This is a genomic window from Streptomyces minutiscleroticus, from assembly GCF_014650875.1.
GTDB lineage: Bacteria > Actinomycetota > Actinomycetes > Streptomycetales > Streptomycetaceae > Streptomyces > Streptomyces minutiscleroticus.
In genome coordinates, this window is record NZ_BMVU01000008.1 from 155,374 (window position 1) to 179,102 (window position 23,729).

General features: G+C 69.3%; 21 protein-coding genes and 1 pseudogene. 10 read left to right on the plus strand and 12 right to left on the minus strand.

Translation table 11 applies throughout. From position 1 onward, the window contains the following. Positions 1 to 21 precede the first annotated feature (21 nt). The 5 genes from IE271_RS12420 to IE271_RS12440 all read right to left on the minus strand — a co-directional run bounded on the left by IE271_RS12420 (position 22) and on the right by IE271_RS12440 (position 6,010). Complete coding sequence (locus tag IE271_RS12420) at positions 22 to 1,521, minus strand: DEAD/DEAH box helicase (protein WP_190190299.1); 1,500 nt, start codon at positions 1,519 to 1,521, stop codon at positions 22 to 24. Positions 1,522 to 1,866: 345 nt separating this feature from the next. Further along, positions 1,867 to 2,070, minus strand: a complete 204-nt coding sequence (locus tag IE271_RS12425; RefSeq protein ID WP_190190300.1) for a cold-shock protein — start codon at positions 2,068 to 2,070, stop codon at positions 1,867 to 1,869. A 518-nt stretch (positions 2,071 to 2,588) separates the two neighbouring features. Beyond that, positions 2,589 to 2,777 carry a hypothetical protein gene (locus IE271_RS12430; protein WP_190190301.1) on the minus strand — a complete coding sequence of 63 codons (189 nt, stop codon included), beginning with the start codon at positions 2,775 to 2,777 and terminating at the stop codon, positions 2,589 to 2,591. Positions 2,778 to 3,146: 369 nt separating this feature from the next. Further along, positions 3,147 to 4,178, minus strand: coding sequence for a 3-oxoacyl-ACP synthase III family protein (locus IE271_RS12435; protein WP_190190302.1), 1,032 nt, complete (start codon positions 4,176 to 4,178; stop codon positions 3,147 to 3,149). Further along, a complete protein-coding gene (locus IE271_RS12440) occupies positions 4,175 to 6,010 on the minus strand; it encodes a ThiF family adenylyltransferase (RefSeq protein WP_229919288.1) in 1,836 nt (611 codons plus the stop codon). Before IE271_RS12440 ends, IE271_RS12435 begins: the two co-directional genes overlap by 4 nt. 367 nt (positions 6,011 to 6,377) lie before the next feature. On the opposite strand from IE271_RS12440, the gene IE271_RS12445 reads away from it, so the two are divergent. After that, positions 6,378 to 6,929 (plus strand): EF-hand domain-containing protein, encoded by a 552-nt coding sequence (locus IE271_RS12445; protein WP_190190304.1) that lies wholly within the window; start codon positions 6,378 to 6,380, stop codon positions 6,927 to 6,929. Positions 6,930 to 7,329: 400 nt separating this feature from the next. On the opposite strand, the gene IE271_RS12450 is transcribed toward IE271_RS12445, so the two are convergent. Beyond that, positions 7,330 to 8,286, minus strand: a complete 957-nt coding sequence (locus IE271_RS12450) for an alpha/beta hydrolase (protein ID WP_190190305.1) — start codon at positions 8,284 to 8,286, stop codon at positions 7,330 to 7,332. A gap of 374 nt (positions 8,287 to 8,660) precedes the next feature. Then, entirely contained in the window at positions 8,661 to 9,545 is an 885-nt protein-coding gene (locus IE271_RS12455) for an aldo/keto reductase family oxidoreductase (RefSeq protein ID WP_308435177.1), read from the minus strand. A gap of 93 nt (positions 9,546 to 9,638) precedes the next feature. Between IE271_RS12455 and IE271_RS12460 the strand changes: the two genes are divergently transcribed. From IE271_RS12460 to IE271_RS12470, 4 genes are all read left to right on the plus strand, one after another. Then, a complete protein-coding gene (locus IE271_RS12460) occupies positions 9,639 to 10,520 on the plus strand; it encodes a LysR family transcriptional regulator (RefSeq protein WP_190190306.1) in 882 nt (293 codons plus the stop codon). A 668-nt stretch (positions 10,521 to 11,188) separates the two neighbouring features. Then, positions 11,189 to 11,317, plus strand: a complete 129-nt coding sequence (locus tag IE271_RS43295) for a hypothetical protein (RefSeq protein WP_268256189.1) — start codon at positions 11,189 to 11,191, stop codon at positions 11,315 to 11,317. Positions 11,318 to 11,653: 336 nt separating this feature from the next. After that, positions 11,654 to 12,460, plus strand: coding sequence for an SDR family oxidoreductase (locus tag IE271_RS12465; protein ID WP_190190307.1), 807 nt, complete (start codon positions 11,654 to 11,656; stop codon positions 12,458 to 12,460). A gap of 27 nt (positions 12,461 to 12,487) precedes the next feature. Then, positions 12,488 to 13,381 carry a helix-turn-helix transcriptional regulator gene (locus tag IE271_RS12470; RefSeq protein ID WP_190190308.1) on the plus strand — a complete coding sequence of 298 codons (894 nt, stop codon included), beginning with the start codon at positions 12,488 to 12,490 and terminating at the stop codon, positions 13,379 to 13,381. A 274-nt stretch (positions 13,382 to 13,655) separates the two neighbouring features. On the opposite strand, the gene IE271_RS12475 is transcribed toward IE271_RS12470, so the two are convergent. Together IE271_RS12475 and IE271_RS41945 are read right to left on the minus strand one after the other, a co-directional pair. Beyond that, on the minus strand, positions 13,656 to 14,363 hold the full coding sequence (locus IE271_RS12475) for a phosphatase PAP2 family protein (protein WP_190190309.1): 708 nt from the start codon (positions 14,361 to 14,363) through the stop codon (positions 13,656 to 13,658). Between the two features lie 19 nt (positions 14,364 to 14,382). After that, a pseudogene (locus tag IE271_RS41945) lies at positions 14,383 to 14,958 on the minus strand (hypothetical protein); the annotation flags it as partial. Between the two features lie 205 nt (positions 14,959 to 15,163). Between IE271_RS41945 and IE271_RS12485 the strand changes: the two are divergent. The 3 genes from IE271_RS12485 (at position 15,164) to IE271_RS12495 (ending at position 20,575) form a co-directional block, all read left to right on the plus strand. Beyond that, positions 15,164 to 15,856: a TetR/AcrR family transcriptional regulator gene (locus IE271_RS12485; protein WP_190190311.1), complete on the plus strand. Its 693-nt coding sequence runs from the start codon at positions 15,164 to 15,166 to the stop codon at positions 15,854 to 15,856. A 276-nt stretch (positions 15,857 to 16,132) separates the two neighbouring features. Continuing rightward, on the plus strand, positions 16,133 to 17,332 hold the full coding sequence (locus IE271_RS12490; protein ID WP_190190312.1) for an FAD-dependent oxidoreductase: 1,200 nt from the start codon (positions 16,133 to 16,135) through the stop codon (positions 17,330 to 17,332). Between the two features lie 438 nt (positions 17,333 to 17,770). Continuing rightward, complete coding sequence (locus IE271_RS12495) at positions 17,771 to 20,575, plus strand: AfsR/SARP family transcriptional regulator (protein WP_190190313.1); 2,805 nt, start codon at positions 17,771 to 17,773, stop codon at positions 20,573 to 20,575. A 93-nt stretch (positions 20,576 to 20,668) separates the two neighbouring features. On the opposite strand, the gene IE271_RS12500 is transcribed toward IE271_RS12495, so the two are convergent. From IE271_RS12500 to IE271_RS12510, 3 genes are all read right to left on the minus strand, one after another. Continuing rightward, positions 20,669 to 21,007 carry a hypothetical protein gene (locus tag IE271_RS12500; RefSeq protein ID WP_190190314.1) on the minus strand — a complete coding sequence of 113 codons (339 nt, stop codon included), beginning with the start codon at positions 21,005 to 21,007 and terminating at the stop codon, positions 20,669 to 20,671. Between the two features lie 463 nt (positions 21,008 to 21,470). Further along, entirely contained in the window at positions 21,471 to 21,890 is a 420-nt protein-coding gene (locus IE271_RS12505) for a hypothetical protein (protein ID WP_190190315.1), read from the minus strand. Between the two features lie 30 nt (positions 21,891 to 21,920). Continuing rightward, positions 21,921 to 22,355 (minus strand): hypothetical protein, encoded by a 435-nt coding sequence (locus IE271_RS12510; protein ID WP_190190316.1) that lies wholly within the window; start codon positions 22,353 to 22,355, stop codon positions 21,921 to 21,923. Positions 22,356 to 22,667: 312 nt separating this feature from the next. On the opposite strand from IE271_RS12510, the gene IE271_RS12515 reads away from it, so the two are divergent. Both IE271_RS12515 and IE271_RS12520 read left to right on the plus strand, forming a co-directional pair. Next, the gene (locus IE271_RS12515; protein WP_190190317.1) at positions 22,668 to 23,159 is read left to right on the plus strand and encodes a hypothetical protein; all 492 of its coding nucleotides are present in this window, start codon (positions 22,668 to 22,670) and stop codon (positions 23,157 to 23,159) included. A gap of 124 nt (positions 23,160 to 23,283) precedes the next feature. Continuing rightward, positions 23,284 to 23,493 (plus strand): hypothetical protein, encoded by a 210-nt coding sequence (locus IE271_RS12520; RefSeq protein ID WP_190190318.1) that lies wholly within the window; start codon positions 23,284 to 23,286, stop codon positions 23,491 to 23,493. The last annotated feature ends 236 nt before the right edge of the window (positions 23,494 to 23,729 follow it).

Consider the following 23,729-nt stretch of genomic DNA (forward strand, 5'->3'; position numbering starts at 1 on the left):
GGCTTCCTGAGCACGAAGGTTCTAGGCCGCCGCGTCGACGACGGAGTTGCGTACGGGGGTGCGCCGGGTCGCCGATGCGGGGCGGCGTCGGCCTCGGCCTCGGGAGGAGGCGCTGCGCTTGGGCCGTTCGGCCACCGGTGCGGTGATGACGACCGGGATGCCGGACGGGGCCTGGGCGCCGGTGATCCGGCTCAGGGCCTCGTCGCCCGAGCGGACCTGGGTGGTCTGCGGCCGGATGCCCGCGTCCGACATGAGGCGGACCATGGCGCGGCGTTGGTTGGGTGTGACGAGGGTGACGACACGGCCGGACTCGCCGGCGCGGGCGGTCCGGCCGCCGCGGTGGAGGTAGTCCTTGTGGTCGGTCGGCGGGTCGACGTTGACGACGAGGTCGAGGTTGTCGACGTGGATGCCGCGCGCCGCGACATTGGTCGCCACCAGCACGCTGACGTGCCCGGTCTTGAACTGCGCCAGCGTGCGGGTGCGCTGCGGCTGCGACTTGCCGCCGTGCAGCGCGGCGGCCCGTACCCCGCTGTCGAGCAGGTCCTGGGTGAGCCGGTCGACGGCGTGCTTGGTGTCCAGGAACATGATCACGCGGCCGTCGCGGGCGGCGATCCGCGTGGTGGTGGCGTGCTTGTCGGCGCCGTGGACGTGCAGGACGTGGTGCTCCATCGTCGTGACCGCACCGGCCGACGGGTCGACCGAGTGCACGACCGGATCGGTCAGGTAGCGGCGCACCAGCAGGTCGACGTTGCGGTCCAGGGTGGCGGAGAATAGCATGCGCTGGCCTTCGGGGCGCACCTGGTCCAGCAGCGCGGTGACCTGCGGCATGAATCCCATGTCAGCCATCTGGTCGGCTTCGTCCAGCACCGTGATACCCACCTGGTTCAGTCGGCACTCGCCACGGTCGATGAGGTCCTTGAGGCGGCCCGGGGTCGCGACGACGACCTCGGCCCCGCCCCGCAATACGCCGGCCTGCTTGCCGATCGACATCCCGCCCACCACCGTGGCCAGCCGCAGCTTGACGGAGCGGGCGTACGGAGTGAGCGCATCCGTCACCTGCTGCGCCAGCTCGCGCGTGGGTACGAGGACCAGCCCCAGCGGCCGGCGGGGCTCGGCACGCTGTCCAGCGGTGCGGGCGAGCAGAGCGAGGCCGAAGGCGAGGGTCTTGCCGGAACCGGTGCGCCCGCGGCCCAGGACGTCACGGCCCGCCAGGGAGTTCGGCAGCGTCGCGCCCTGGATGGGGAACGGTACGCTCACGCCCTGCCTGCCGAGTTCGGCCAGTAGGTGCTCGGACATGTCGAGATCGGCGAAGCTCTCGACGGCGGGCAGCGCGGCGGTGATGGTCCTGGGGAGGGCGAACTCGCCCTGCGCTGCGGCGGGCCGGCTGCCGTGAACGCCGAAACGGGTCGGCCTGCCGGAACGGCGCGGTGCCGGCGGGCCGAAGCGGTTGCCGCCCTTTCCGGCGGCAGAGCTGCTGCTACGGGTGCGGGCGGAGCGGTCGTTCGTGCGGGTGCGGTTCATGCGGAACCTTCCTCGATGCGGTGCATATCAAGGAATCCCCGCAGCGATGAGCGGCATGGAGAATCGCAGGTATGGACCGATGGCAAGAGAAAGCACATCCGGCCGGCGGAAAACCATGCGGGCGGAGGTGCTGGAACAGGTGGTGCGACGCGGGATGCAAAATCCGGGCACCGATTGCTGTATGTGATCCTTCAGGAGACGTCTGCATCCCTGAACGGAGACCTGTGTGTAGCGGGACTACGGCTTCTCCGCGTTGCCCGTCGGTGAAACCGCTGCGGGAAACGCGTGTAGCTGGGGCCCGCACCCCGTAGGATGCGGGCCCCAGCTACAGATTGCGCGTCAGCGTCAGGCCGGAACGATGTTCTCGGCCGTCGGACCCTTCTGGCCCTGCGCGATGTCGAAGTTCACCTTCTGGCCTTCGAGCAGCTCACGAAAACCCTGGGCGGCGATGTTCGAGTAGTGGGCGAACACGTCGGGGCCGCCACCGTCCTGCTCGATGAAGCCGAAACCCTTTTCCGCGTTGAACCACTTCACGGTACCAGTAGCCATGTCATATCTCCTCTGGGGCAGTACGTCGGAGTCCGCACTGCACGGACGCCGAGTCGCCGCGATGATTACCCCGCCCGGAAAATGACCGGAAATACAAAGAAGCTCCCGCCGGCAGAAGCCGAGCAGGGGCACTTGAAGTGGGAACCACAACTGCAACTGAGATCGACAGTAGCATGCCGCAACGGCCCTCGTCGGGTGAGTAATTCCGATCCGCTCACCGCGGCAGGAATCCTCACCGCACAGCCCGCCAAACTCTTGTCCCGCGAGCACAGATATTGAACGCCCCGGAGCGCAACATCCAGAAAGAGCGGAGTTGCCGGCGACCGCACCACCATGCTCCGGCGCTGCGAAAAGGCTGGACGGCTCACTACCCGGGCTGTCGTCGCCGAGCGAGAAGAGGGCGCGGCTGCCGACATGGCAAGCAAGCCGCCCATGAGCGCTGGGCGGGGATGGGCACCGCCTGAAATCCCCGGATATGGGTACAGGGGCTTTGCACGCATGCGGTCCGTCCAGGTTCGTCAGGTGAGGCCGAGGGCTGACAGCGGGCGGTGGTAGCCGCGGGCGATGTGGCGGAGGGCTGCGGCGATGTTGGTGCGGCCGTTTTGACGGTGGACGCTGATGGCGAGGTTGCGCAGGCCGGCCATGGTCCGGGGCGACCGCCTGGTGCGGATCTTGGAGTCGTCCTCGCGGAAGGTGCGGTCACGCACGTGGTGCGGGAGGTTCTCGATGTGCCAGTGGCCTCGGATCCAGGCGGCGAGCCGTGCGCCGTCGGCCGCGTCCGGCGGCAGGCCGGTGATCAGGTGAACGCGTTCGATGGTGGCCTGCCGGTGCCCAGGACGCGGCGCCGGCGCACGACGTGGAGGGCCTGACGGGCGCCTGGGTGGTCGAGGCGGGCGAACGCCAACGACCCCGGCGATCCCTCGGATCGGGCACACGGTCGAGAAAGGCGCGCGGGCAGACGGCATCGGCGGCCGGGGCTGTCGCCCCGACACGGGCCGGTTGCTCCAGCGCGGCAGGGACAGGGGATGATGTGAGAGCGGGCACGGACTCGCCCGGCGTTCACGGGACCCGGACACTCACTGGCGCAGGCACAGGGTGCCCCAGTGGAACCCGGCTCCGATCGCGCACATGACGTAGGTGTCTCCTGGCCGGAGTCCGTCCTGGGAGACGGTCTGGTGCAAAGCGGTGAAGATTCCTGCGGCGCCGGTGTTGCCGAGTCGGTCGAGGGTGATGGGGACGCGGTCGGCGGGAATGCCCAGCTGACTGCGGGCCGCATCCAGGATGTTGATGTTGGCCTGGTGGAGGAAGTAGTGGTCGATGTCCTCGACTACGAGGCCGGCATGGCGGACGGCCCGGGTGATGCTTTCGGGCAGACGGGTGGTCGCGGTGTCCCACACGGCGCGCCCGTCCATGCTCACGTAGTGCGCTCCGGCGGCGAGGCTTTCGGGACTGGTGGGCCGACGGGATCCGCCTGCCGGGATCTGCACCGCGTAGGAGAGCTGGGAGCCGATGTCGTAGGAGAGCAGTCCCGCGCCTTCTGTACCGGTGCGGGTGAGGACGGCGGCTGCCGCGGCGTCGCCGAAGAAGACCCCGGCGGTGCGGTCGCCCGGACGGGTGACGCGGGAAGCACAGTCGGCGCCGATGACGAGGACCGTGCCGAGGGAGGGGTTCTGCAGGAGGTGAGCGGCCAGGAGCACGGCGTGGACGCCGGAGGCGCAGGCGGCGTGGGCCACGTCCAGGGCGAGCGCGCTACAGGCGCCGAGGGCGTCTTTGACGATCAGCGCGGTCGAGGGCAGGGGCTGGTCGTGGGTGTAGCTGGCCACGATGATGGCGTCCAGGCCGTCCGGGGTGATCCGGGCTGCTTCCATGGCGGGGCGGGCGGCGGCCACGCACATGTCCGAGGTGGCCAGGTCGGGTGCGAGGCGGCGGCGTTCGTGAATACCGGTGCGCGTGGTGATCCAGTCGCCGCTTCTGCGGGTGGAGCGGGTGAGGTCGTCGTTGGTCACGACCTGCGAGGGGACGTGAAGTCCGGTGCCGGTGACGGCGAAGGGCACGGACAGGCCGTTTCCGGTGTGGGAAGCGGCGGGCTCGTGGGCGAGGGTGGTCATGCCAGGGTGCTCTTCTCGGCGCGCGTGAGGGTTTCGAGGTCGGTGTAGAACCGGCCCGAGGGGCGGGGCAGCCCCAGGAGGATGCGGCGGGCGGCCTCTGCGGTGAGAGCGCCGCCCAGGGCGACACCGGAGGCGAGTTGCGGCCAGCTGCTGAGGGTGGTGCCCAGGCGGGGGATGGAGGCGGCCATGTCGCGGCTGATGGTGTCGCGGCCGACCATGGCGAGGATGGTGTCCACCGTCTGCGCGGGCGTGAGGTCGGCGAGGTCACGGGAGGTGGTCTCGCCGAGGATTCCGTGCAGGAGCGGCCGGTGAGGTTCGAGGTCGAACCGCTCGACGTCCAGCAGACCGCGGTCGTTGGCGTCCATGACGACCGGGATGCGCAGGGCACGGGCACGCTCCCGGGCCGCGAGCTTCACGTACGGGGTGTCGCATTCCTCGACGAGGAGGTCGATGGGCCCGTTGCCTGCGCTGAAGAACTCCTCCATCACCTCCTCGGTCAGGCCGCCGGGGTAGATCTCGATGTCCAGCCAGGGGTCGATCTCCGCCATGTGCCGGGCGGCGATCACGCACTTGTTCAGCCCGAGGTGGTGGACGCCGGCGCGCAGCCTGTTCAGGTTGGAGAGGCTGAGGTGATCGAAGTCGGCCAGCTTGAACGCGCCCGCGATCCCTTCCATGGCGAAGGTGACAGCCGCGCTGCTGCCGACCGACAGGCCGATGATGCCGACACGGCGCCGCAGCAGCTCGCGCTGCTGCGGGCGCTCGATCTTCCCGCGGTTGCGGTCGGTGCGTACCAGGCGGAACTCCTCCTTGGGCAGCAGATGCACCACGCGGCCCGACCACGGGTACCAGACCCACGTCCCGTACTCCCGCAGACCGCGGCCCGCCAACTGCTCGCGCACGGCCTGCTCCACCGCCGCCGGCGAACGCCGCAGTTCGGGGTCGCGGCTGGTGACCAGTTCCCTGAGCTGGTCCTCGATCGTGTCGTGTACCTCACGCACCTGCCCTGAGCCGAGCAGAGCTTCGAAGTCCAGCGCGTCTTGCGTACGGCCGAGGTCGAACAGCGCAGGCTGCCAGCGATCGACGCCATGGGCGGGTGAAGTGGTGGCCGTGGCCGGGACGGCAGGAGCCGCCGCCTCGTGCCCGTCGTCTGCCATGCGGTCCTCGTCGAACCCGATTCGTTCTGCGGGCGTGACGAAGGCCGGGAACTGATCTTCCAAGCCCTCCACCAGAGCGTTGTACTCCCCGGCCGGTCCCGCCGCCCGGTACAGCAGGACGACGACGTCTTCGGTGTACCGCTCGACGTGCCGACGGGTTTCCGGTACCGGACGGAAGCCGAAACGCTCATGGAACAGGTTCTGGCCGTCGGCCGTGCCGGAGGTCCCGATCATCGCCTTGGCACCCAGGTGGCGGGCGGCGGCGATGGCGACGGCGTTCAGATAGATGCCGAGCCCCAGCTTGCGTGCATGGTGTTCGACCACCAGCCGGCTGTGCTCGAACGTTTCCGTAGCGCCCACGCCGTACGCGCGCAGCACCTCTTCGTAGCGGTCCGCACCCAGGTACGCCCTGGTCTGAAACAGCCGGCCCGTCTCCGGCGTGGCGAGCCGCACATACCCCACAGGGCGTCCGTGCGGCTCTCGCCGTGCGATGAAATGCCAGGCGCCGAAGTCCAGGTCCTGCTCGTCCGCGTACACGCCGTCCGCCGTGCGGAAACCGGGCCGACGCCCGCGGTCGTACAGGATTCGCGCTCTCAGCCGACGGGTCCGCTCCAGCAGCGTCCCACCGGCCGCGGTGCCCTGCTCGATACGGAACGCGGAGACATCCCATGCGGGCACGCATTCGGATCGCACAGGCCTCTCACTCCTTCCCTCTGCTCCGGCACGCGCCGTCCGGCCGTGCCCGGGAAGCGTCCACAGGCACGCATCCGTCATCGCAACGAGGGCCTGACGTGCATGGTTGCGCGGACGGGAACCGCGTCACCCCCCGGACGTCTGTCCTCTGACACCGGCCGGCCCACCTCGGGGGACCTGCTGCACGACTGCCTCTGTGCCCACCGGCGGCGGCCTTCGGGCACGAGGGGAGGGCGGATCACAAAGGGGTGTTCACTAGATCAGGTGTCATATGCACTGTTCGATATGCCTGACGAATGCTTTGCCCCATGCTGAAGGAGATGCAAGGCAACATTCCGGAAGGACTCGGCGCATGACCACGACCACGCAGGATGTCATCACCCTCAAGCTCGAACGCACTTTCGACACCATGGACGCCAACCGCGACGGCTACGTGGACTGGACGGACTACCAGCAGCTCGCCGACCGCTACATCCAGGGCTACCGCCTCGACAGGGCCGACCGCCGAGCCAGGGCGCTCCACACGTTCTGCCAGATCTACTGGCTGGAGCTGCTGCGCCACGCGGACGTGAACAGCGACCGGCTCACGAAAGACCAGTTCGTCACGGCCAACCGCCTCGCCGTCATCGACACCAGCCGCCTCAACGTGACCGAGGGCGGTGGCCACGCCATGTTCGACGTCATCGACGTCGACGGCGACAACGAAATCAGCAAGGACGAGTTCTCCCGCTTCCTGAGGGATGTGTGGAGGATCGACGCGCCCGACGCGATGGACAGCTTCGCCCGGCTGGACACCGACGGAGACGGCGTGATCTCGCGCCATGAATTCATCCGCGCGATCCGCGAACACTTCCTGTCCAACGACCCGGACGCCCCGGGCAGCCTGTTCTTCGGGCACGTCTGACCCAGCCGCCCCAGACAATGATCGACTAGACCAAGGGCTCGCGACGGCCGCCCGCTGCAGAGCGCTCCAGTGAGCGACCCGTCTTCATGCGCACGCCCCTTCCGCCGCGAGCGAGTGGTCTTGCGTGACCTTGCCCGCCTCCTGTTCGTAGGCGACCCGATGAACACCGCGCGGCCGTTCCTCTCCGACCTGCTGAGCGACCTGCTCGACCAGGCCGCACCCCCATGCGCACGGTTCGTCATCGCTCTGGTCGCCGTCTGTACCGTCCCTGCCGCCGAGATGCGCACCGCGCGTGCCGTCGCCCCGAGCCTTGCCTGCAAAACCCTTGTACTGCCCCTGCTCGTAGGCGGGGCCGTGTTCCCGGCGCGGGTGGCGGGCCGTCCGCGCGCGGGGAACAAGGTCAGCCGCAGAAGCCCGAGAAGCTCGTGTACGTGTCGGCGATCTGGCCGCGGACGGTGGCGCACTCGCCGCGGGCCGGGATGTGGACCGGGCCCGCGTAGGTGGTGTAGGCGCCGGAGTCCGAGGAGCTGACCTGGGTGTGGTTGGTCTGGTAGACCTTCGCCTGCATGTACACGGCCGCGCCCTTCCGGGCCCGTACGGTCACGGCGCAGTTCTCGCCGATCCGCTCGTTCCAGGTGAGGTAGACGGTGCCGAGGTCGCCGATGTGGCGGCCGTGGACGACGCTGTAGCCGGAACCGCAGGCTCCGTTGTACTCGGCGGCGTACGCGCCCTGCGCAGCGGCGGAGGCGGGTGCCGTGAAGGCGGCGCCACCGGCCACCGCGGCGGCCAGGGCGGTGACGGCGGCGGCGTCGACGTCCTTGTAGGTCGCGGCTTCCTGGACGGCCACCGTGCTTCCCATGGAGTGGCCGACCAGTGCGACCGGCAGCCCCTTGTGGGCGGTCTTCAGCGTGGTGATCAGTTGGTGGATGGTGGCGGCATGCGTCGTGCCGTTCAGCTTGTCCGCGGCCGGGCTGCTGGAGTTGCCGGTTCCCAGGCGGTCCACGGCGACGGTGATCCAGCCGTCTTCGGCCGCCTCGCGTGCCTGTGAGATCCAGCCGCGGTCTGTCTTGAGATCGAAGCACCTGTGGTCGTAGGTGACGCCCGGGATCATCACCTGGGGGCCCTTCACGCGGGCGTGGGTCGGCCGGTATTCCACGGCGCTCACCGTCTGGTCGGCTGGTCCGCTGCCGGTGAGCGAGACCTTCTGGGTGATCGTGTGGCGCGTGAAGCCTGATACGCGTTCGGAGGCGGCGGACGCATTTCGGGGTGTGGCCGCGACGGCGGTGACGAGCAACGCGGCAAACGCCGCGCCCGCGGTGAAGTGGGCCGCGCGGTGTCGGGGCTTGGTCCAGGACATGGGAGATCCTTGCTGTCTTGGCCGAGGCGCGGCCTCGGATGAAGCCTGAGCAGGCGTCGCGACGGATGGCGAAGGGGCGTTGATCGAGCCGTGACTGCCGGTAGGCGGGTCGGCTCGCCATCGGATCGGCTGTGGGAGCAGCCTGAAAGAGGTGGTGCATGCTCGGAGGCGCCGGTGTCCTCAACCGTGCCGGAGAAGACGGTTGAGGACGGCCGAGGCACGCGCGAGAAGGGCCGGGCGGTGGCGGGCGCCGAACCCGCCGGCCCGACTCGCGCAACAGGGTTCACTGCCGTCCCGGTCGGCAGGGAGTTCTGCGGCCTCATGCTTTGGATCCGCAGCCTGGCCCCACCGGGTGCTCTCGCCCCGAACGGGCTCTAACGGCCGATCTTGTCCAGCTCGGCGAGTTCCTCGTCGGAGAGCGCAAGGCCCGCGCCGGCGACGTTCTCGCGCAGGTGCGCCACCGACGACGTGCCGGGAATGAGCAGGATGTTCGGGGATCGCCGCAGCAGCCAGGCCAGGGCGACCGACATGGGCGTCGCGTCCAGCCGGGCGGCCACGGCGGAGAGTGCCGAGGACTGCAGCGGGGTGAAGCCGCCGAGCGGGAAGAAGGGCACGTAGGCGATGCCCTGCTCGGCGAGTTCGTCGATCAGCCCGTCGTCCTGGCGGTGGGCGAGGTTGTACATGTTCTGCACGCACACGATCGGTGCGATCGAGCGTGCCTCGGCGACCTGCTCCGCCGTCGCGTTGCTTACTCCGAGGTGCCGGATCAGGCCCTGCCGCTGGAGTTCGACGAGCGCCTCGAAGGGCTCGGCCAGCGAGCCGGGCCGGGGGCCCTGGGCGTCGCCGAGCCGGAGATTGACCACGTCGAGCGCGTCGAGGCCGAGGTCGTCCAGGTTCTCGTGCACGGCGCGGCGCAGTTCCTCCGGCCGCCGGGCCGGGGGCCAGCCGCCCTGCCGGTCGCGGACCGCGCCGACCTTGGTCACAATGCGCAGCGATGCGGGGTAGGGGTGCAGCGCTTCGCGGATCAGCCGGTTGGTGACGCGTGGTCCGTAGGCACCAGCGGTGTCGATGTGGGTGATGCCGAGGTCGACGGCCTCGCGCAGGACGGCGAGCGCGCCGTCGTGGTCGGCGGGCGGGCCCATGACCCCGGGGCCGGCGAGCTGCATGGCGCCGTAGCCGAAGCGGTCGACGGTCAGGTCGCCCAGGGTCCAGGTGCCGCCGGGCAGTGACGAAGAGGGTGTGTTCGTGGTGTCGCTCATGCCGTCGATGGTCACTCGCGGACAAGCGGCGCAGCCAATACCGACACAATGCCCTGTGATACCCGGCAGGTATCACCGAGGTATGGTGGGATCATGGACACCCCGGACACCCCGGACGCCCTGGAGACCCGCGAGCTGAGGTACTTCCTGGCCGTGGCCGAGGAACTGCACTTCGGTCGTGCCGCCGAGCGCCTGGGCATGGCGCAGCCACCGCTGTCCCGGGCGATCCAGCGGCTCGAGCGGCGCCTCGGCGTCTCGCTGCTGCAGCGCAACCGCCGCGGCGTCGCCCTGACCGACGCCGGAGAGATGCTGCTGCACGAGGGCCGCGCGGCTCTCGACGCGACCACCGCCGCTGCCCGCCGCACCCGCCGCGCCGGCGGCGCCGACCGCCCGGGCGGCTCCCGCAACCGCCTGGTGCTGGCGGTGAAGGCCGGCGCGTTTCACGAGCTGCTGCACAAGCTCCTCGACGCCTACGCGGCCGAGCCCGACGCCGCCGAGATCGAGGTACTGCCGAGCGGCACGTGTGAGCAGGAAGAAATGCTGCGCGACGGCCGCGCTGACGCGGCGCTCATGCACAAACCGTTCAACTCCCTCGCCGGATTCGACAGCGAGGAACTGATGACCGAAGGGCAGATCGCCGTCCTGCCCGCCGGGCACCCCCTCGCCGCGCACAGAACCCTGTCGCTTGCCGACGTCAGCAACATCCCCGGTCTTCCGCTCGCCCGCTGGGCCCGCAACGGCATCTACCCACCCGGCCCGGGCCCCGAGATCCACGACCAGACGCAACTGGCCCAACTGATCGCCCTCGGACGCACCGTGGCCGTCTTCCCCGACTCCGCCCGCACCTGGCTGTGGGCCGAGCACACCGCCGTCCCCCTGACCGACGCGCCCCCCGTCGTCACCCACATCGCCTGGCCGGCCCACAGCCGCTCCCTCGCCCTCGCAAGGCTGGTCCGCACAGCCACACGGCTATGACCGACCTCCGGTACGGGAGTGTCATCCCGGAAAGGGCGGGGCCGGTCAAGCGTCGTGTCCGACCGGGTTTCTCCTCTTGGGCAGTCGATCGAGACGTGCTGAGGTGAGGGAACGGGGCGGTCCCGTCTCCGGCTGATGCGCTGTGGTCCCGCCTGGGACGGAACGTTGTGGTGGTGCGCTCTTCACCGGGCGTGATGCTGAAGTGGCGGTGCGCCGGCCGTCGGTCATCCCTCCGCCGTGCCCGGGGCGTGCGCATGCCGGTGCGGCACGGTGCGGGTCGGCACACGGCCGACGGGCTCCATCGTGAATCCGGGCGCGCCGCGGTGTGGGCCGTACACTCCGCCGATCTCGCGTCGGTCGTGGGTCCGGAGGCTGCTCACGCCGCACCCCGGCGGGACAGGCCGCGGACTTCGCCCTCGCGCAGCCCGTAGGAGACCAGGGTGAGCGGTTTGCGAGACGCGGCAGCCTTGGCGACATTGCGAGCCTCGGTCGCCCTTTGGTCCACGTCGGCGAGAACGTGAGCCACTTCGGCCAGACGTCTCTGTTCAGGGCGTGGCTGCACGTGTGGGACGCACTCGGCTACACGCCCGTTCTCGCCTCGGTCAACGCAGCCCACCTCAAGCTCGACGGCGTCCCCCGAGGCCGCAGGCGAGGAAGATGAGGGCGCTGTGGAGTTCGGTGCGGCGTTCCCAGTGGACGGCGAGGCGATTGAACTGGTGGAGGAGGGCGAAGGTCTGCTCGACGACGTAGCGGAGTTTGCCCAGGCCCTGGATGTCCGGGACCCCTGCGGGAGATGACCGGGAGGATCCGGCGCTTTCGCAGTTCGCGGAGGTTGGGTTCGGAGTCGTAGCCCTTGTCGCCGAAGCCCCGACACGGCCCGCACGACCTCGAAACGATCAGCCGGGAATCAAGCCGGTGGATCCGAGGTGAGTCAGCGCACCAGGCAAGGGGGCTCTCACAGTACCTGTATCACCAGGGTCTCCCAGACGTTCAAAACGCCTGTCAACCTGGTTGAGTCGAAAGCGCCGACAACACTTCATGGAAACGCACTGCAGCTTTATCCCCATCGATTCAGCTGCCCGAATGCGCGACCGTGTCGGCGCATTCTTCCACGAAAGAAGGGACGGAGACCCATGGCGGACAACCAGTTCACCCCTCACGCAGACCTTTTCGATCTGAGTGGGAAGTGCGCACTTGTCACCGGCGGCACCAGGGGCATTGGGATGATGATAGCGCGCGGCCTTCTGCAGGCGGGCGCCCGCGTCATCATCAGTTCACGCAAGGCAGACGCGTGCGCGGAGGCACAGCACCTGCTGTCCGAATTCGGCGACGTTCGAGCAATCCCCGCCGACCTGTCCAGGCACGACGAGTGTCAGCGCCTCGCTGATCTTGTCAAGGCCGACTCGGAACGCCTGGACATCCTCGTCAACAACGCGGGAGCGATGTGGCACGAGCCGCTGGAGACGTTCCCGGACGAGGCCTGGGACGCAGTGATCGACCTCAACCTCAAGTCGCCGTTCTGGCTGGTGCAGGCGCTGCTCCCCGCACTTCGCAGGGCGGGCACCGCCGATGATCCCGCGCGGATCGTCAACATCGGCAGTATCGCCGCCATCCACGTCGCCGCGTCGCCCAACTACTCATACGCCAGCAGCAAAGCGGCACTCCATCAACTCACCAGGGTGCTTGCCAGAGAGCTGGGCCCACAGCACATCACGGTGAACGCGGTAGCACCGGGAGTGTTCCCGTCGCAGATGATGGCGTCCGTGCTCGACGCCATCGGCGACACGATCGCGGCGGCGGCCCCTCTGCGCCGGCTCGGCCGCGACGACGACATGGCGGGTATCGCCGTGTTTCTCGCCAGCCGGGCCGGAGCCTACCTCACGGGCACCGTCATCCCGGTGGACGGCGGCACCGCGACGACCGCATCGGGCACCCCATAGACTGTGGGACGGGCTTACGGTGAGGGGATGGCCACGATGGATCTACGCACCGAGATCCGGGAGTTTCTCGGCTCGCGTCGCGCCCGCATCGCACCCGAGCAGGCGGGCCTGCCCGCTTACGGCGGTAACCGTCGGGTCAAAGGTCTTCGCCGCGAGGAGGTAGCCCTACTGGCGGGGGTATCGGTCGACTACTACGTGCGCATGGAGCGCGGCAGCCTCGCCGGTGCCTCCGATGGCGTGCTCGACGCATTGGCCTCTGCCCTGCAACTCGACGAGGCCGAGCGAGATCACCTGTTCCACCTCGCGCGCCGATCCAGGGCGCCCAGCGGCCCACGCCGGCGCAGGCCTGCCGTGACGGTGCGCTCGACGCTGCAGCAGGTGCTCGACGCGATCTCCGATGCGCCGGCCTGGATCGGTAACGGCCGTTATGACGTGCTCGCCATGAACCAACTCGCTCGCGCGCTGTATTCACCGGTGCTGGCCGACCCGCGACGGCCCGCGAACACGGCGCGGTTCGTCTACCTGAACCCTGAGGCGGCCAGGGATTTCTTCGTCGATTACGACCAGGTTGCCGGTGACGCGGCCGCGAAGCTGCGCATGGAGGCCGGCCGCAATCCGCACGACGAGGAGCTGATCGCCCTGGTCGGCGAACTGTCAACGTGCAGTGAGCTATTTCGGCAGCGGTGGGCATCTCAGGACGTGCGGCTGCACCGGTCCGGCCGCAAGCGGGTGCGCCATCCGGTCGTGGGCCAGCTCGACTTGGACGTCGAGTCCCTGGGACTGCCCGCCGAACCCGGCCTGCACCTCAACGTCTACACCGCACCCGCGGGCACACCGGCCGCTGACAATCTGGCGCTCCTGGCGTCGTGGGCGGCCACCCAACAGACGCTGGCGACCGAGTTCGAAGCACACGACGGATAGCCCAAACCCTTCAGCCGTAGTAGTCAGCGGACCATGACGTGGGGCAACACTCTGCCGGAAGGCAAACACGGAAGTGAGACAAGAATCAGTGCGGACACGCGCGTGACAAGAGTCAGTGTGGACATGCGCGTGCACCGTTGAAGACGGTGCTGTGGTGGCGTGATGGCGCCCGACGCCGTGTCGGTGAGGGGCTGATCCGTCACGGCGATGCCGGGCCAATACAGCTCGAATGCAATTGCGGAGACTGCTGCGCTGGACGGAATTGCATCATCGATCAGACGCGCCGTGGGACGGAACGACCCAGCGGCCTCGTCCGCACCGGAAGCCGTGCGGCTGATCGCCGGGCGGGACCGCCGAGGACGTCGCCGGGCCGGTGGTGGTACGTGGCCTGGACGGCGGCGGTCACGGCGAACCACAGGGAGCCGACGATGAGGAGGTGGGGGCGCACGCGGGGGGAGGCGACGAGGAGGGCGCCGAGGACCAGTGCGGCGGGGACGGCCGCGTGTCCGCTGGGGAAACTCGGTTCGATGAGGACTTCCTCCGCGCCGATCAGGTCGGGGCGGGGCAGGACGCGGCTGGCGAGTTCCTTGGTGACGATCGCGGCCGCGACGGCGCCGACCGCCACGCACCCCTGCCGCCGGCGCCTGCGCACCGCGGCGACGGCCGCGATGACCACGAGACTCGCGATCAGGGTGGGTACGGCGGTGCGTTCGAGGGGCGGCAGGGCCGAGGAGCCGTAGGCCGCTCCCCACAGGTCGTAGATCCAGGACGGGGTGGCGCCGTCGTCGCCGGTGAGCAGGGCGTTCTCCGCGCGCTGTCCGAACGGGGTGCAGACCGCGAGGAGGTAGACCGCCAGGAACGCCAGGAGGTACAGCGGGAACGGGAGCCACGACCGGGCCGCCTGCCCGGTGTGTGCGGTTCGCTCCCGGGGGCCCGTCGGCGCCGGGGGAGTGGACAGGGCCAAGGGGTCGTGCTGGGGCATCGTTCTCTCTGTCCGCGGGAGGGGTGATGAGGAGGACGAGGACGAGCAGGCCGGGCAGGGACTGCATGAGGCCGTCTGGCTGGACGACGATCGCCTGGACGCGGACGAACGCGAACGCCGCGACGGGGATCAGCCAGCGGTGGTCGCCGGTGGCGGCCGTCGCGACCCACGCGATGAGCAGACCGGTGATCTCGAGGACGAACATGCCGCGCTGGAAGAGGGATCTGATGGCGATGATGTGCAGCCCGCCGGTGACGAAGAGGGCGAACGCGAGGGGGATCAGCCGGCGGTACGAGGGGCGGCGCAGCCGGCCGGGGCGGCAGACCGCCAGGACGAGGCAGGCGGCACAGAGTGTCGCGGACAGGAGCAGGTCGCGGGCGGTGATCGGAGCGCCGAGCCCGTAGTAGCCCAGTCCCGCCCTGCCCTCGGTGTCGAAGAGCGCGCCACCGGGAAAGACGGAGCCGGCGTAGATCATCGTCGCCGCGGCGGACAGGGCGATCCACGCCTTGCCGCGCACCAGGGCGATCAGGGAGGTCAGCGGGAGCAGTCCGTAGGGCAGCAGCCGAACCTGCGTGCCCTCGCCCTCCGCCCACGGGTCCCGATGCAGGCGTAGTGCCTTCTCGAAGCCGAGGCGGCGCGAGGGCGGCGGCTCACGGAGGAAGGCGACGCCGGATGGACGATCGCGGCGGAAGCGGACACCGAAAGGGGTGAACTGTCGTATCGGCGCGCTCTGCCCCCTGGGCTGCCGAGGAGCCGGCTGGGTGGCCTGATGGTGCGAACGTGTTCGTTACGATCGGGGCGTGACTGCGAGAAAAGAGCCGGCGAGCCGTCGGGAGCGTCCTGCCAAGCCTGCCCTGTCCCGGCAGTGGATCGTGGACACTGCCGTACGGATCATGCGTGCCGAGGGGCTGGAGAAGGTCACCATGCGCCGGCTTGCGCAGGAGCTGGACACCGGCCCGGCCTCGCTCTACGTCTACGTCGCCCATACCGCCGAACTGCATGCGGCCGTGCTGGACGCGCTGCTGGGCGAGGTCGACCTGGCCCGCGAGGGGGGCGAGGACAGCTGGCGCGAGCAACTGGTGGCCGTGTTGACCTCCTACACCCTGGTGCTGTTCCAGCACCCGCAGCTCGCCCGGTCGGCCCTGGTGGCACGTCCCAGTGGCGGGAACTACCTCCGGCTGGTGGAGCGCATTCTGGATCTGCTCTCGCGCAGCGGAGCAGCGGTCGAGCAGGTGGCCTGGGGCGTCGACCAGCTGCTCCAGTCGGCTACCGCCACTGCTGCCGAGCAGTCCACCAGGGCGCAGGATCCCGCAGCCCAGGACGACTGGGACGCGCTCACCCAGGCCCTGCACACCGCGGACGACAGCACTCATCCGGCGATCAAGGCGCATATGCCCGCTCTCATCAGTGGTGCCGGGGCGCGGCTGACCTGGGGGTTCGAGGTTCTGATCAACGGCATCACGAGCACGCCCGTGCCCGGCGCCGACGGCTGATCGCCCCGCCCCGCGCGGTTCGGACGCTGTGCGCGCATCGGCCGTGCGGTGGTGCGCCGCGTCGAGGGGCTGGCGGACTCCGGGTTGCCCTGTGTCGAGCCGTGGCGCATCGCACCCGTGAACGAACTTGTTCGTCACGAACATGTTCGTTACGGTGGAGGGGCCGGTCGGAGCACATGACACCGAACGTGGCCACGCCGGCAACCACGGCCGAGCAGACCCTCCCCGCGTCAGCCCGGAGCGACCCGTCGCACACGCACCCTTCAGGAGGCCCTGATGAGCACCCATGTCCCCGTAGCGATCATCGGCGCAGGTCTGGGCGGTCTCACCACCGCCCGTGTCCTGCACACCGCCGGCATCCGGGCGGCCGTCTTCGACCTGGAGGCGTCGGCGCAGGCCCGCACCCAGGGCGGCATGCTCGACATCCACGAGGACAGCGGCCAAAAGGCACTGCACGCCGCCGGCCTCCAAGAGGACTTCCGCAAAATCATCCACGAGGGCGGTGAGGCGATGCGCTTGCTCGGCCCGGACGGCACCGTCTATCTGGACAACAGCGGCGACGACAGCCAGGGCCGCCCAGAGGTGGACCGCGGAGACCTGCGCGCACTGCTGCTGAATTCCCTGCCCGACGACACGGTCCGCTGGGGCAAGAGGGCCGGCAGAGTCCGTCCGCTGGGCGGCGGACGCCACGAGGTGACCTTCGCCGACGGCTCGGTGATCACCACCGACCTCCTCATCGGCGCCGACGGCGCCTGGTCACGTGTCCGCCCGCTGGTCTCGGACGCCACGCCCACCTACACCGGCATCTCCTTCGTCGAGATCGACCTGCTGCAGGCCGACATCCGCCACCCGCGCAGCGCCGCAGTCATCGGCGGAGGATCCTTCTTCTGCCTCGGGGAGCGGCGCGGCTTCCTCGCACACCGTGAGACCGACGGCAGCCTGCACATCTATACCGCGCTGCGGGCCGACGAAGGCTGGCTCGACACCATCGACTTCGGTGACGCCGCCGCCGCCAAGACCGCTGTCCTCGCCCACTTCGAGGGCTGGGACGCAGATCTGCGCTCTCTCGTCGCCGATGCCGACGGCGCGCTGGTGCCGCGCCGTATCCATGCCCTACCGGTCGGGCACCGCTGGCACCGCGTCCCGGGCGTGACGCTGCTCGGCGACGCCGCCCACCTGATGTCCCCCTTCGCCGGGGAAGGCGCCAACCTGGCCATGCTCGACGGAGCCGAACTGGGCCAGGCGATCGCCGCCCACCCCGGCGACATCGAGACCGCACTGACCGCATACGAGGAGGCCCTCTTCCCGCGCAGCGAGGCGTCCGCCGCCGACTCCGCCACCAGCCTGGAGACCATGTTCGGCGAACGCGGCCTGGAGCGCATGATCGAGTTCTTCACCAGCGGAACCGGCGCCGCCCGGGCCGCGTCAGACGACGTTTGCCCTGTTCCGACAGAGCCGTCGCCCCTCAACAGCTGAACTGGATGACGCCTGCTGCAGCCGCCCGGCCGCTCGGCTTCGTTCCAGGAGCGACTGTGTCGAGCGCCGGGGGCGCTCTGCCCTCCGTCTGACCGCACTGATCGCCGTCGGCAGCCTCATCACGGCAGCTCTCGCCGTGATCCCAGGCGCCCCTGCTCGAATCACCGGTGATCGCGACCGAGCAGTGGGTTCCGGATGGAAACGCGGCCCTGTACCGCTTCAAGCGCTCCTTCGAACCGTGCGTAGGCTGCTCGGCCCGGGTAGTGACCCTGCCCCTCCGCCGTGGCACGGTCCGGGTCGCTCCACCGTTCCGTCGCCTGCGGGTCTCGCGGGGCGGCCCTTTCTGGCCAACTCTGCGAAAGCCCAGGTGGCCATCGGGCCGTCGGGTCAGAGTGAAACGAAAAAATCAGCAGAGGGCGGCATTCAGGACGGGACACGGTGAGAACGCAGTTCGTAGTGCTCGGTGAGATCGAGGCGTGCGTGGACGGCAGTCCGGTGGACATCGGGCACCTGCGGCAGCGATCTGTGCTGGCGGCACTGCTGGTGGACGTCAACCGTACCGTCACCGTGGACCGGCTGGGCGATCGCATCTGGGGCGACCGGCCACCTCAGCGATGGCGCCCCACGCTCTACAGCTATGTCTCCCGACTGCGGCACGCTCTGGAGACGGCCTGTGACGATGAGGTCTGTATCCGCCGGCAACTCGGTGGATACCAACTCGTGGGCGATAGTGCGACGGTGGACCTGCACCGGTTCCGCGAGCTGGTCGCACGAGCGCGTCGTGCCGAGGAGGACGACCAAGCGGCCGCCCTGTTCGACCAGGCCCTGGGGCTATGGCGCGGGTCCGCGTTCGGCGCTCTGGAGACGCCCTGGTTCACCGAGCTGCGTGAGACACTCCACCGCGAGCAGCTCACCGCGGAACTGGACCGGAACGACATCGCCCTGCGTCGCGGCCGCCACACCGACGTGCTCGCCAGACTCTTCGAGCAGGTCGCCGTCCACCCGCTGGACGAGCGTCTGGCCGGCCAGTTGATGCTCGCCCTCCATCGCTCCGGACGCTCGGCGGACGCGCTGGAGCACTACCAGCGTATGCGCCGGAGACTGGCGGAGGAGCTGGGCATCGATCCGAGTCCGCCCCTGCGCCGGCTGCACCAGCAGGTTCTCGCCGCTGATGCGTCCCTCGCCGTCCCGGTCCGCCCGTCCGCTGCCGTGCTCTCGGCTCCTGTGCCGCGCCAGATGCCGGCTCCACCCGCCCTGTTCACCGGTCGCGACGAGGAGTTGGAGCAGCTCAGCAAGTCTCTCGGGAACGGGCCGGACGGCACCATGGCGACCACGGTGATCTGCGGGCCGGGAGGCGTGGGCAAGAGCTGGCTGGCTGCCCAGTGGGCGAACCGGAACATACAGCGGTTCCCCGACGGGCAGCTGTACGTCAATCTTCACGGCTTCGACCCGCGTACCTCCCCGCTGTCAGCGCAGGTGGCATTGCGTGGGTTCCTGGAAGCTCTGGGCGTCGCCCATGACCGCGTCCCCACGGACTGCGAGGCTCAGTCCGCTCTGTACCGGAGCCTCCTGGCGGAGCGGCGCATGCTGGTCTTCCTGGACGACGCCCGCGACGCCGACCAGGTCCGCCCGCTGCTGCCGGGTAGCCCTCTGTGTACAGTCCTCGTCACCAGCCGCAGCCGCCTGACCGCTCTGATGACCGCGCACGGTGCCCGCCTCCTGCCATTGGACATCCTCGGCCCGGAGGAGGCGCATGCGCTGCTGGCGGGTCGCCTGGGCGCGGAGCGCACCTCTGCCGAGCCCGAAGCCGTCGCCGCCCTGGTGGAGCACTGCGCAGGGCTGCCGCTGGCTCTCGGTGTAGTGGCCGCCCGTGCCGCCACGCATCCCGACTTCCGGCTCGCGGTCCTCGCCGAGGAACTCGTCCGGGCCGCCGACCGTCTCACCGCACTCGATCCGGGCGATCTGACACTGAACGTGCGCGCCGTCTTCGCCGCATCACATCAAGCCCTCTCCTCTTCGGCCGGCCGTCTGTTCTCCCTCCTGGGTCTGGCAGAAGGACCGGATATCGGCCTCGCAGCCGCCGCGAGCCTGGCAGAACTCCCTTCGGCCCAGGTCCGAGCGCTGTTGACGGAGCTGGAGACCGCACACCTGGTGAAGCAGTACCGTCCGGGGCGGTACCGTATGCACGACCTGATCCGCCTGTACGCAGCCGAGCTCGCCGACGGCCTCCCCGAGCGAGAGGCCCGATCCGCTCAGTCCCGGTTGCTGGATCACTATCTTCACACCGCTTTTGCTGCCAACCGGCTGTTGGACGGCCCGTACACACCTTTCCGGCCCGAGCCGGACCCTCCTGCCAGCGGCAGCCGTCCCGTCCGCCTGAGCGACACCGCGGCCGCGCTCCAGTGGTTCCACGACGAGCACGAGTGCCTGCTCGCAGCCCAGTCGCAGGCCGCGGTCCTCGGCCGCCACCGAGTCGTGTGGCAGCTGGCCTGGACGCTCATCTCCTACCAGCTGGGCGGACACCGTCTGCAGGAGTACGCCACCGTGTGGCACGCCGCCCTCGCCGCAGCCGAACACGACGGCGACGATTTCACGGCCAAGACCTTGGCGCACTGGCGTCTGGGATTCGCCAGCGCCCGCGCCGGTGACCACGCGCAGGCGCTCGACCACCTGCGTATCGCTCTCACCCTCGCCGAGAACACGGGGGACACCGCGGGCCAAGCCCACATCCACCGCACCCTGGGACGCGCCTGGGAAGAGCGGGGAGACAACGATCGCGCGCTCGGTCATGCGGTGCGCGCGCTGCGTTTGTATCAGAAGGTGGACCATCCTCTGTGGCAGGCGAATCAGCTCAACGCGGTCGGCTGGATGCACGCGCAGCTCGGGCAGTACACGGAAGCCCAAGCTCACTGCGAGCAGGCCCTCGCCCTGTTCCGCGCGGAGGGCCTGCCGGCCCATGGAGCGTCGACCCTGGACAGTTTGGGGTACATCGCCCATCACACCGGCCGGTATCAAGACGCGCTGAACCACTACGAGCAGGCTTTGGCTCTGTTCCGGGAGGCCGGCGACACGGCGCACGAGGCCGACACCCTCGTGAACGCCGGCGAAACCCATCGGTCCCTGCACCATGACGTGGACGCACGCGATGCCTGGCAGCGGGCTCTGGAGCTGTACCGGTCCCAGAACCGCACCGCCGAAGCCGACCGCCTGTGCGACCGGCTAAGAACGCTCGGAGCACCGTAGCCCGATGCGCGCACGGGCAACGGGGTGCCGGGCGGGCCTGCTGCCCCCGTCCAGCCCGGCACCCCTGCCCCCGGACCTGCTACCCGCAGCAGGTCAGTACCAGGAACCGCACCCGCTGTTGCAGACCCGGACATGGAACGCGGCGACGTCGCTGAATCCCCCCTTGGTGCCGTTGCCGCGCGAGGTGACGGTCTCCACGTTGCCGTCGTAGTAGACCTGCGCGTACACGCTGGACGCGGCCCGGCTCACCGAGAAGTCGCCGTAATACAGCCCGCCGCCCTGCGAGTAGTAGTTCTTGCACACATAGGCGGAGCCGCCTCCGGGCGCGCTCATGGTCTTGCAGCCGCCGGCCGCGTCGGCCGTCCCCGGCACGGCCATGAGACCGGCGGTCGCGGCGCCGGCGACCAGCAGTACGGAAAGCGTTCGCTTCACAGGAATTCCCTTCTCGATGCTGTTGCACGAGGCAGCCGAAGACCGAGTGCCTTCGCCGGGCACCACGCCGGCGGCCAAGCCGTGGGAGAACCTTGTCTCGACCTTGAACCGGCTGGTCAGTGGCTGTTCCGTCCGGCTGGCAGGGTACGAGGACCGACTCGCCTGTCCGACTCCCCGATCGCCCCGCCGCCCGTGCGTCACCTCGGACGCGGTCAGCCAGTGGTTCGCTGTGCGCTACAACGCGGGACTGCCCAGCCACGCCCACAGCGGCAGGTAGATGCAGTACGCCGGTACCCCACCGGGCGACCAGTTCCACGAATGCGCACGTCAGCTCTCCGGCCCCTGGCCCGCCCGGAGAGGTCCGGCGGACGCCGGACCTCTCCGGATACCGCGGTGCAGGCCGGACGGCTGTGAGTGCCGCAGCCGCGACCGGCGGCTCCGCGACACTGTGCTTTGCCGTGAGTCACCGCCAGCTGTCGCACCTGCGATTCGTGTTCGCAGCGCTGCTGCACGCCTTCATCCAGACGTCACTGGTGTCAAAAGTGAAGCTCGTCCAGTCGATGTGACCCTTGCCTGCACCGCCGGTAACTTCGTCGAGCTTCCGGTCACCGCCCGAAGGGGTGTGGATCCACGCCTCGGCGCGTCGTCCGTCGCCGAGCGTGTCCTTCAGCGTGTATTCGATGCTGGTACCGGACGAGTCCCAGCACATCTGGAAGGAGAGGGACACGCCGCTGATCGTGCTGGCATTGGACCGGCACTGCGACTTCGGCTCTGCCTGCGACTCCGCCTGCGCCGGTGACACCCCGGCCAGTGCGACCGAGGCGAGTGCGCCCGCCAGCACGACACCCAGACCCCGGGGACTTCGCGTATCGCGTCGCTGCATCGATGTCGTCCTTTCTCGCCTGTAGTTCCGTCAGCCCTGGTAGAAGGTGGACCAGCTGCCGCAGGCATAGTCGACGCCAGCCTCGGTGAGGCATTCCTTGACCTGGAACCTGGTGGCGTTCGCGGCGTAGTTCCAGGTCGTGCTCCGCACGGCGTTCAGGCCTGAGGCACTCAGGTTCTCCTCCCTGACACCACCGTCGGAGTACGTCGTGCGGATCCGCACGCGGGCGCCGTGGCTGTCTGCCGCGGTGTCCTTGACATTGACGTTGAGGATGTACCGCTCGCCGTCATCGATCGTGCCCCAGGCGTGGACACCCACCATGTCCGCGGACGTGTACTGCGCCGTCCAGCCGGTGGCGGCGTTGGCCGTACCACCCGTGACGCCCACCATCAGCGCAGTGCCTGCGGCGACGGCGCCGGCGATCCGTGCCGTGTTCCTGCAGCTGTTGCTCACTCGCTTGAACATCTGGCTCCTTCATTCGGGTTCCGGTCCTGAGCGGCTCCGGCGTGACCTCGTACTGGCACGGCATCCCCGGAGCGGCGAGAGCCACTTTGCTCGGCTGTAGTGCAGGGAATCCTGGGGAAACCTTGAAACGCCTGCTCAGCACGGGTAGTGACGCGAGACGGACAGAGGAGAACAACGTGGCACGTCGGGCGGGAACCAGTCGCTGCTGGTGCCAAGCGGCTGTCGCGACATTGACTCCGCCCTGCGGGTAGGGGCTTGGACAGAGACACATCTGATCCGTTTGGCACGTGTGGCTGGGCTCCGCTGGACCGGATGGCCGACTTGGAAAGCCTGCTGACGCTGCCGGTGGGTATGCCCGTTTCGCTGGAGATGCTCGATCCGCCTGCTCGGCGCGCTGTGCGGGCCTTGCCGGTCGGCGCCGTCGAGCGGGACGAGAACAGCGTCATCCGGCGTGCAGTGCGGTCCTTGCAGGTCGATCTGGCCGTGGTGCGCGCTCCCGGCTGGCGCACGGGGCTTGAGCAGGCGGCGCGGTTCTCTCCGTTTTGTCGTCGGACCGTGCTGCTGGACCGTCGTCCACCTCGGCCGGAGCAGGTGTTGGCGGAGGTCGGCTTCTACGGCGTCGGGGCAGTCGTCCCCGTGGACGACAATGTCGAGCTGGTGTTGGAGCCGGAGAGGTACAGGCCGCTGCGGCACACCGCGGCGGCTGGTGGTTCGTGGAGGATCTGTACCAGCGGCTGCAGTCAGTCTCGGCCGTCTGAGCGCGGGACGACGGTGGCTGCGGGCGCGGCTTGGGCCACCTCTTGAGCTGTTCCGGCGGGGCGGAGGCACGCGGTTGCCTGAGCAAGGTATTGGTCAGGCACCTGCTACTCAGCCCTACTAGGCGACTGGTTCTCTCTACGACAAAAGGTCGGACGGTTCCTCCGCCGTCGTGGACTGGGAGATCCGCGACGGCCAAAACCGCGTCGTCCGCTATGGTGCCGTTTTCAACGCGGACGGCGTCGGCGCCGTCCGCTACAAGAACAAGAACTTCCCCGACGGCGTCAACGACAGAATCCGCTTCCGAGCCTGCCTCGGTCATTGGTCAACCAAGACGATCACGGCGAGCACGTGCTCCGCATGGATGGCCAGGCAAACCTGACCGGCATCTGGCGGCTTCGGTACCCGCAAGGCAGCATGAGCCTCGGCCTGGCTTACTCCGTGCAGGACGTCACGCGGTTCCTGCGGGAGGCCGGACTGCTGGACCCTAAGTGGACGGCGGGCCATCCCCGCCTGATCAGTGACGTTTTCTCAGCGAAATGGCCGGCGTGGGCTGCCGTGAGTCACCCGCTGGCCAAGCGGGCGGGGGACGTCGAGCCCGCTCGTGGACAGACGTGA

Coding starts and splice junctions, on each gene's coding strand:
- IE271_RS12420 (WP_190190299.1), bottom strand. CDS start 1,521: ATGAACCGCACCCGCACGAACGACCGCTCCGCCCGCACCCGTAGCAGC.
- IE271_RS12425 (WP_190190300.1), bottom strand. CDS start 2,070: ATGGCTACTGGTACCGTGAAGTGGTTCAACGCGGAAAAGGGTTTCGGC.
- IE271_RS12435 (WP_190190302.1), bottom strand. CDS start 4,178: ATGACCACCCTCGCCCACGAGCCCGCCGCTTCCCACACCGGAAACGGC.
- IE271_RS12445 (WP_190190304.1), top strand. CDS start 6,378: ATGACCACGACCACGCAGGATGTCATCACCCTCAAGCTCGAACGCACT.
- IE271_RS12450 (WP_190190305.1), bottom strand. CDS start 8,286: ATGTCCTGGACCAAGCCCCGACACCGCGCGGCCCACTTCACCGCGGGC.
- IE271_RS12455 (WP_308435177.1), bottom strand. CDS start 9,545: ATGAGCGACACCACGAACACACCCTCTTCGTCACTGCCCGGCGGCACC.
- IE271_RS12460 (WP_190190306.1), top strand. CDS start 9,639: ATGGACACCCCGGACACCCCGGACGCCCTGGAGACCCGCGAGCTGAGG.
- IE271_RS12465 (WP_190190307.1), top strand. CDS start 11,654: ATGGCGGACAACCAGTTCACCCCTCACGCAGACCTTTTCGATCTGAGT.
- IE271_RS12470 (WP_190190308.1), top strand. CDS start 12,488: ATGGCCACGATGGATCTACGCACCGAGATCCGGGAGTTTCTCGGCTCG.
- IE271_RS12475 (WP_190190309.1), bottom strand. CDS start 14,363: ATGCCCCAGCACGACCCCTTGGCCCTGTCCACTCCCCCGGCGCCGACG.
- IE271_RS12490 (WP_190190312.1), top strand. CDS start 16,133: ATGAGCACCCATGTCCCCGTAGCGATCATCGGCGCAGGTCTGGGCGGT.
- IE271_RS12505 (WP_190190315.1), bottom strand. CDS start 21,890: ATGCAGCGACGCGATACGCGAAGTCCCCGGGGTCTGGGTGTCGTGCTG.
- IE271_RS12510 (WP_190190316.1), bottom strand. CDS start 22,355: ATGTTCAAGCGAGTGAGCAACAGCTGCAGGAACACGGCACGGATCGCC.
- IE271_RS12515 (WP_190190317.1), top strand. CDS start 22,668: ATGGCCGACTTGGAAAGCCTGCTGACGCTGCCGGTGGGTATGCCCGTT.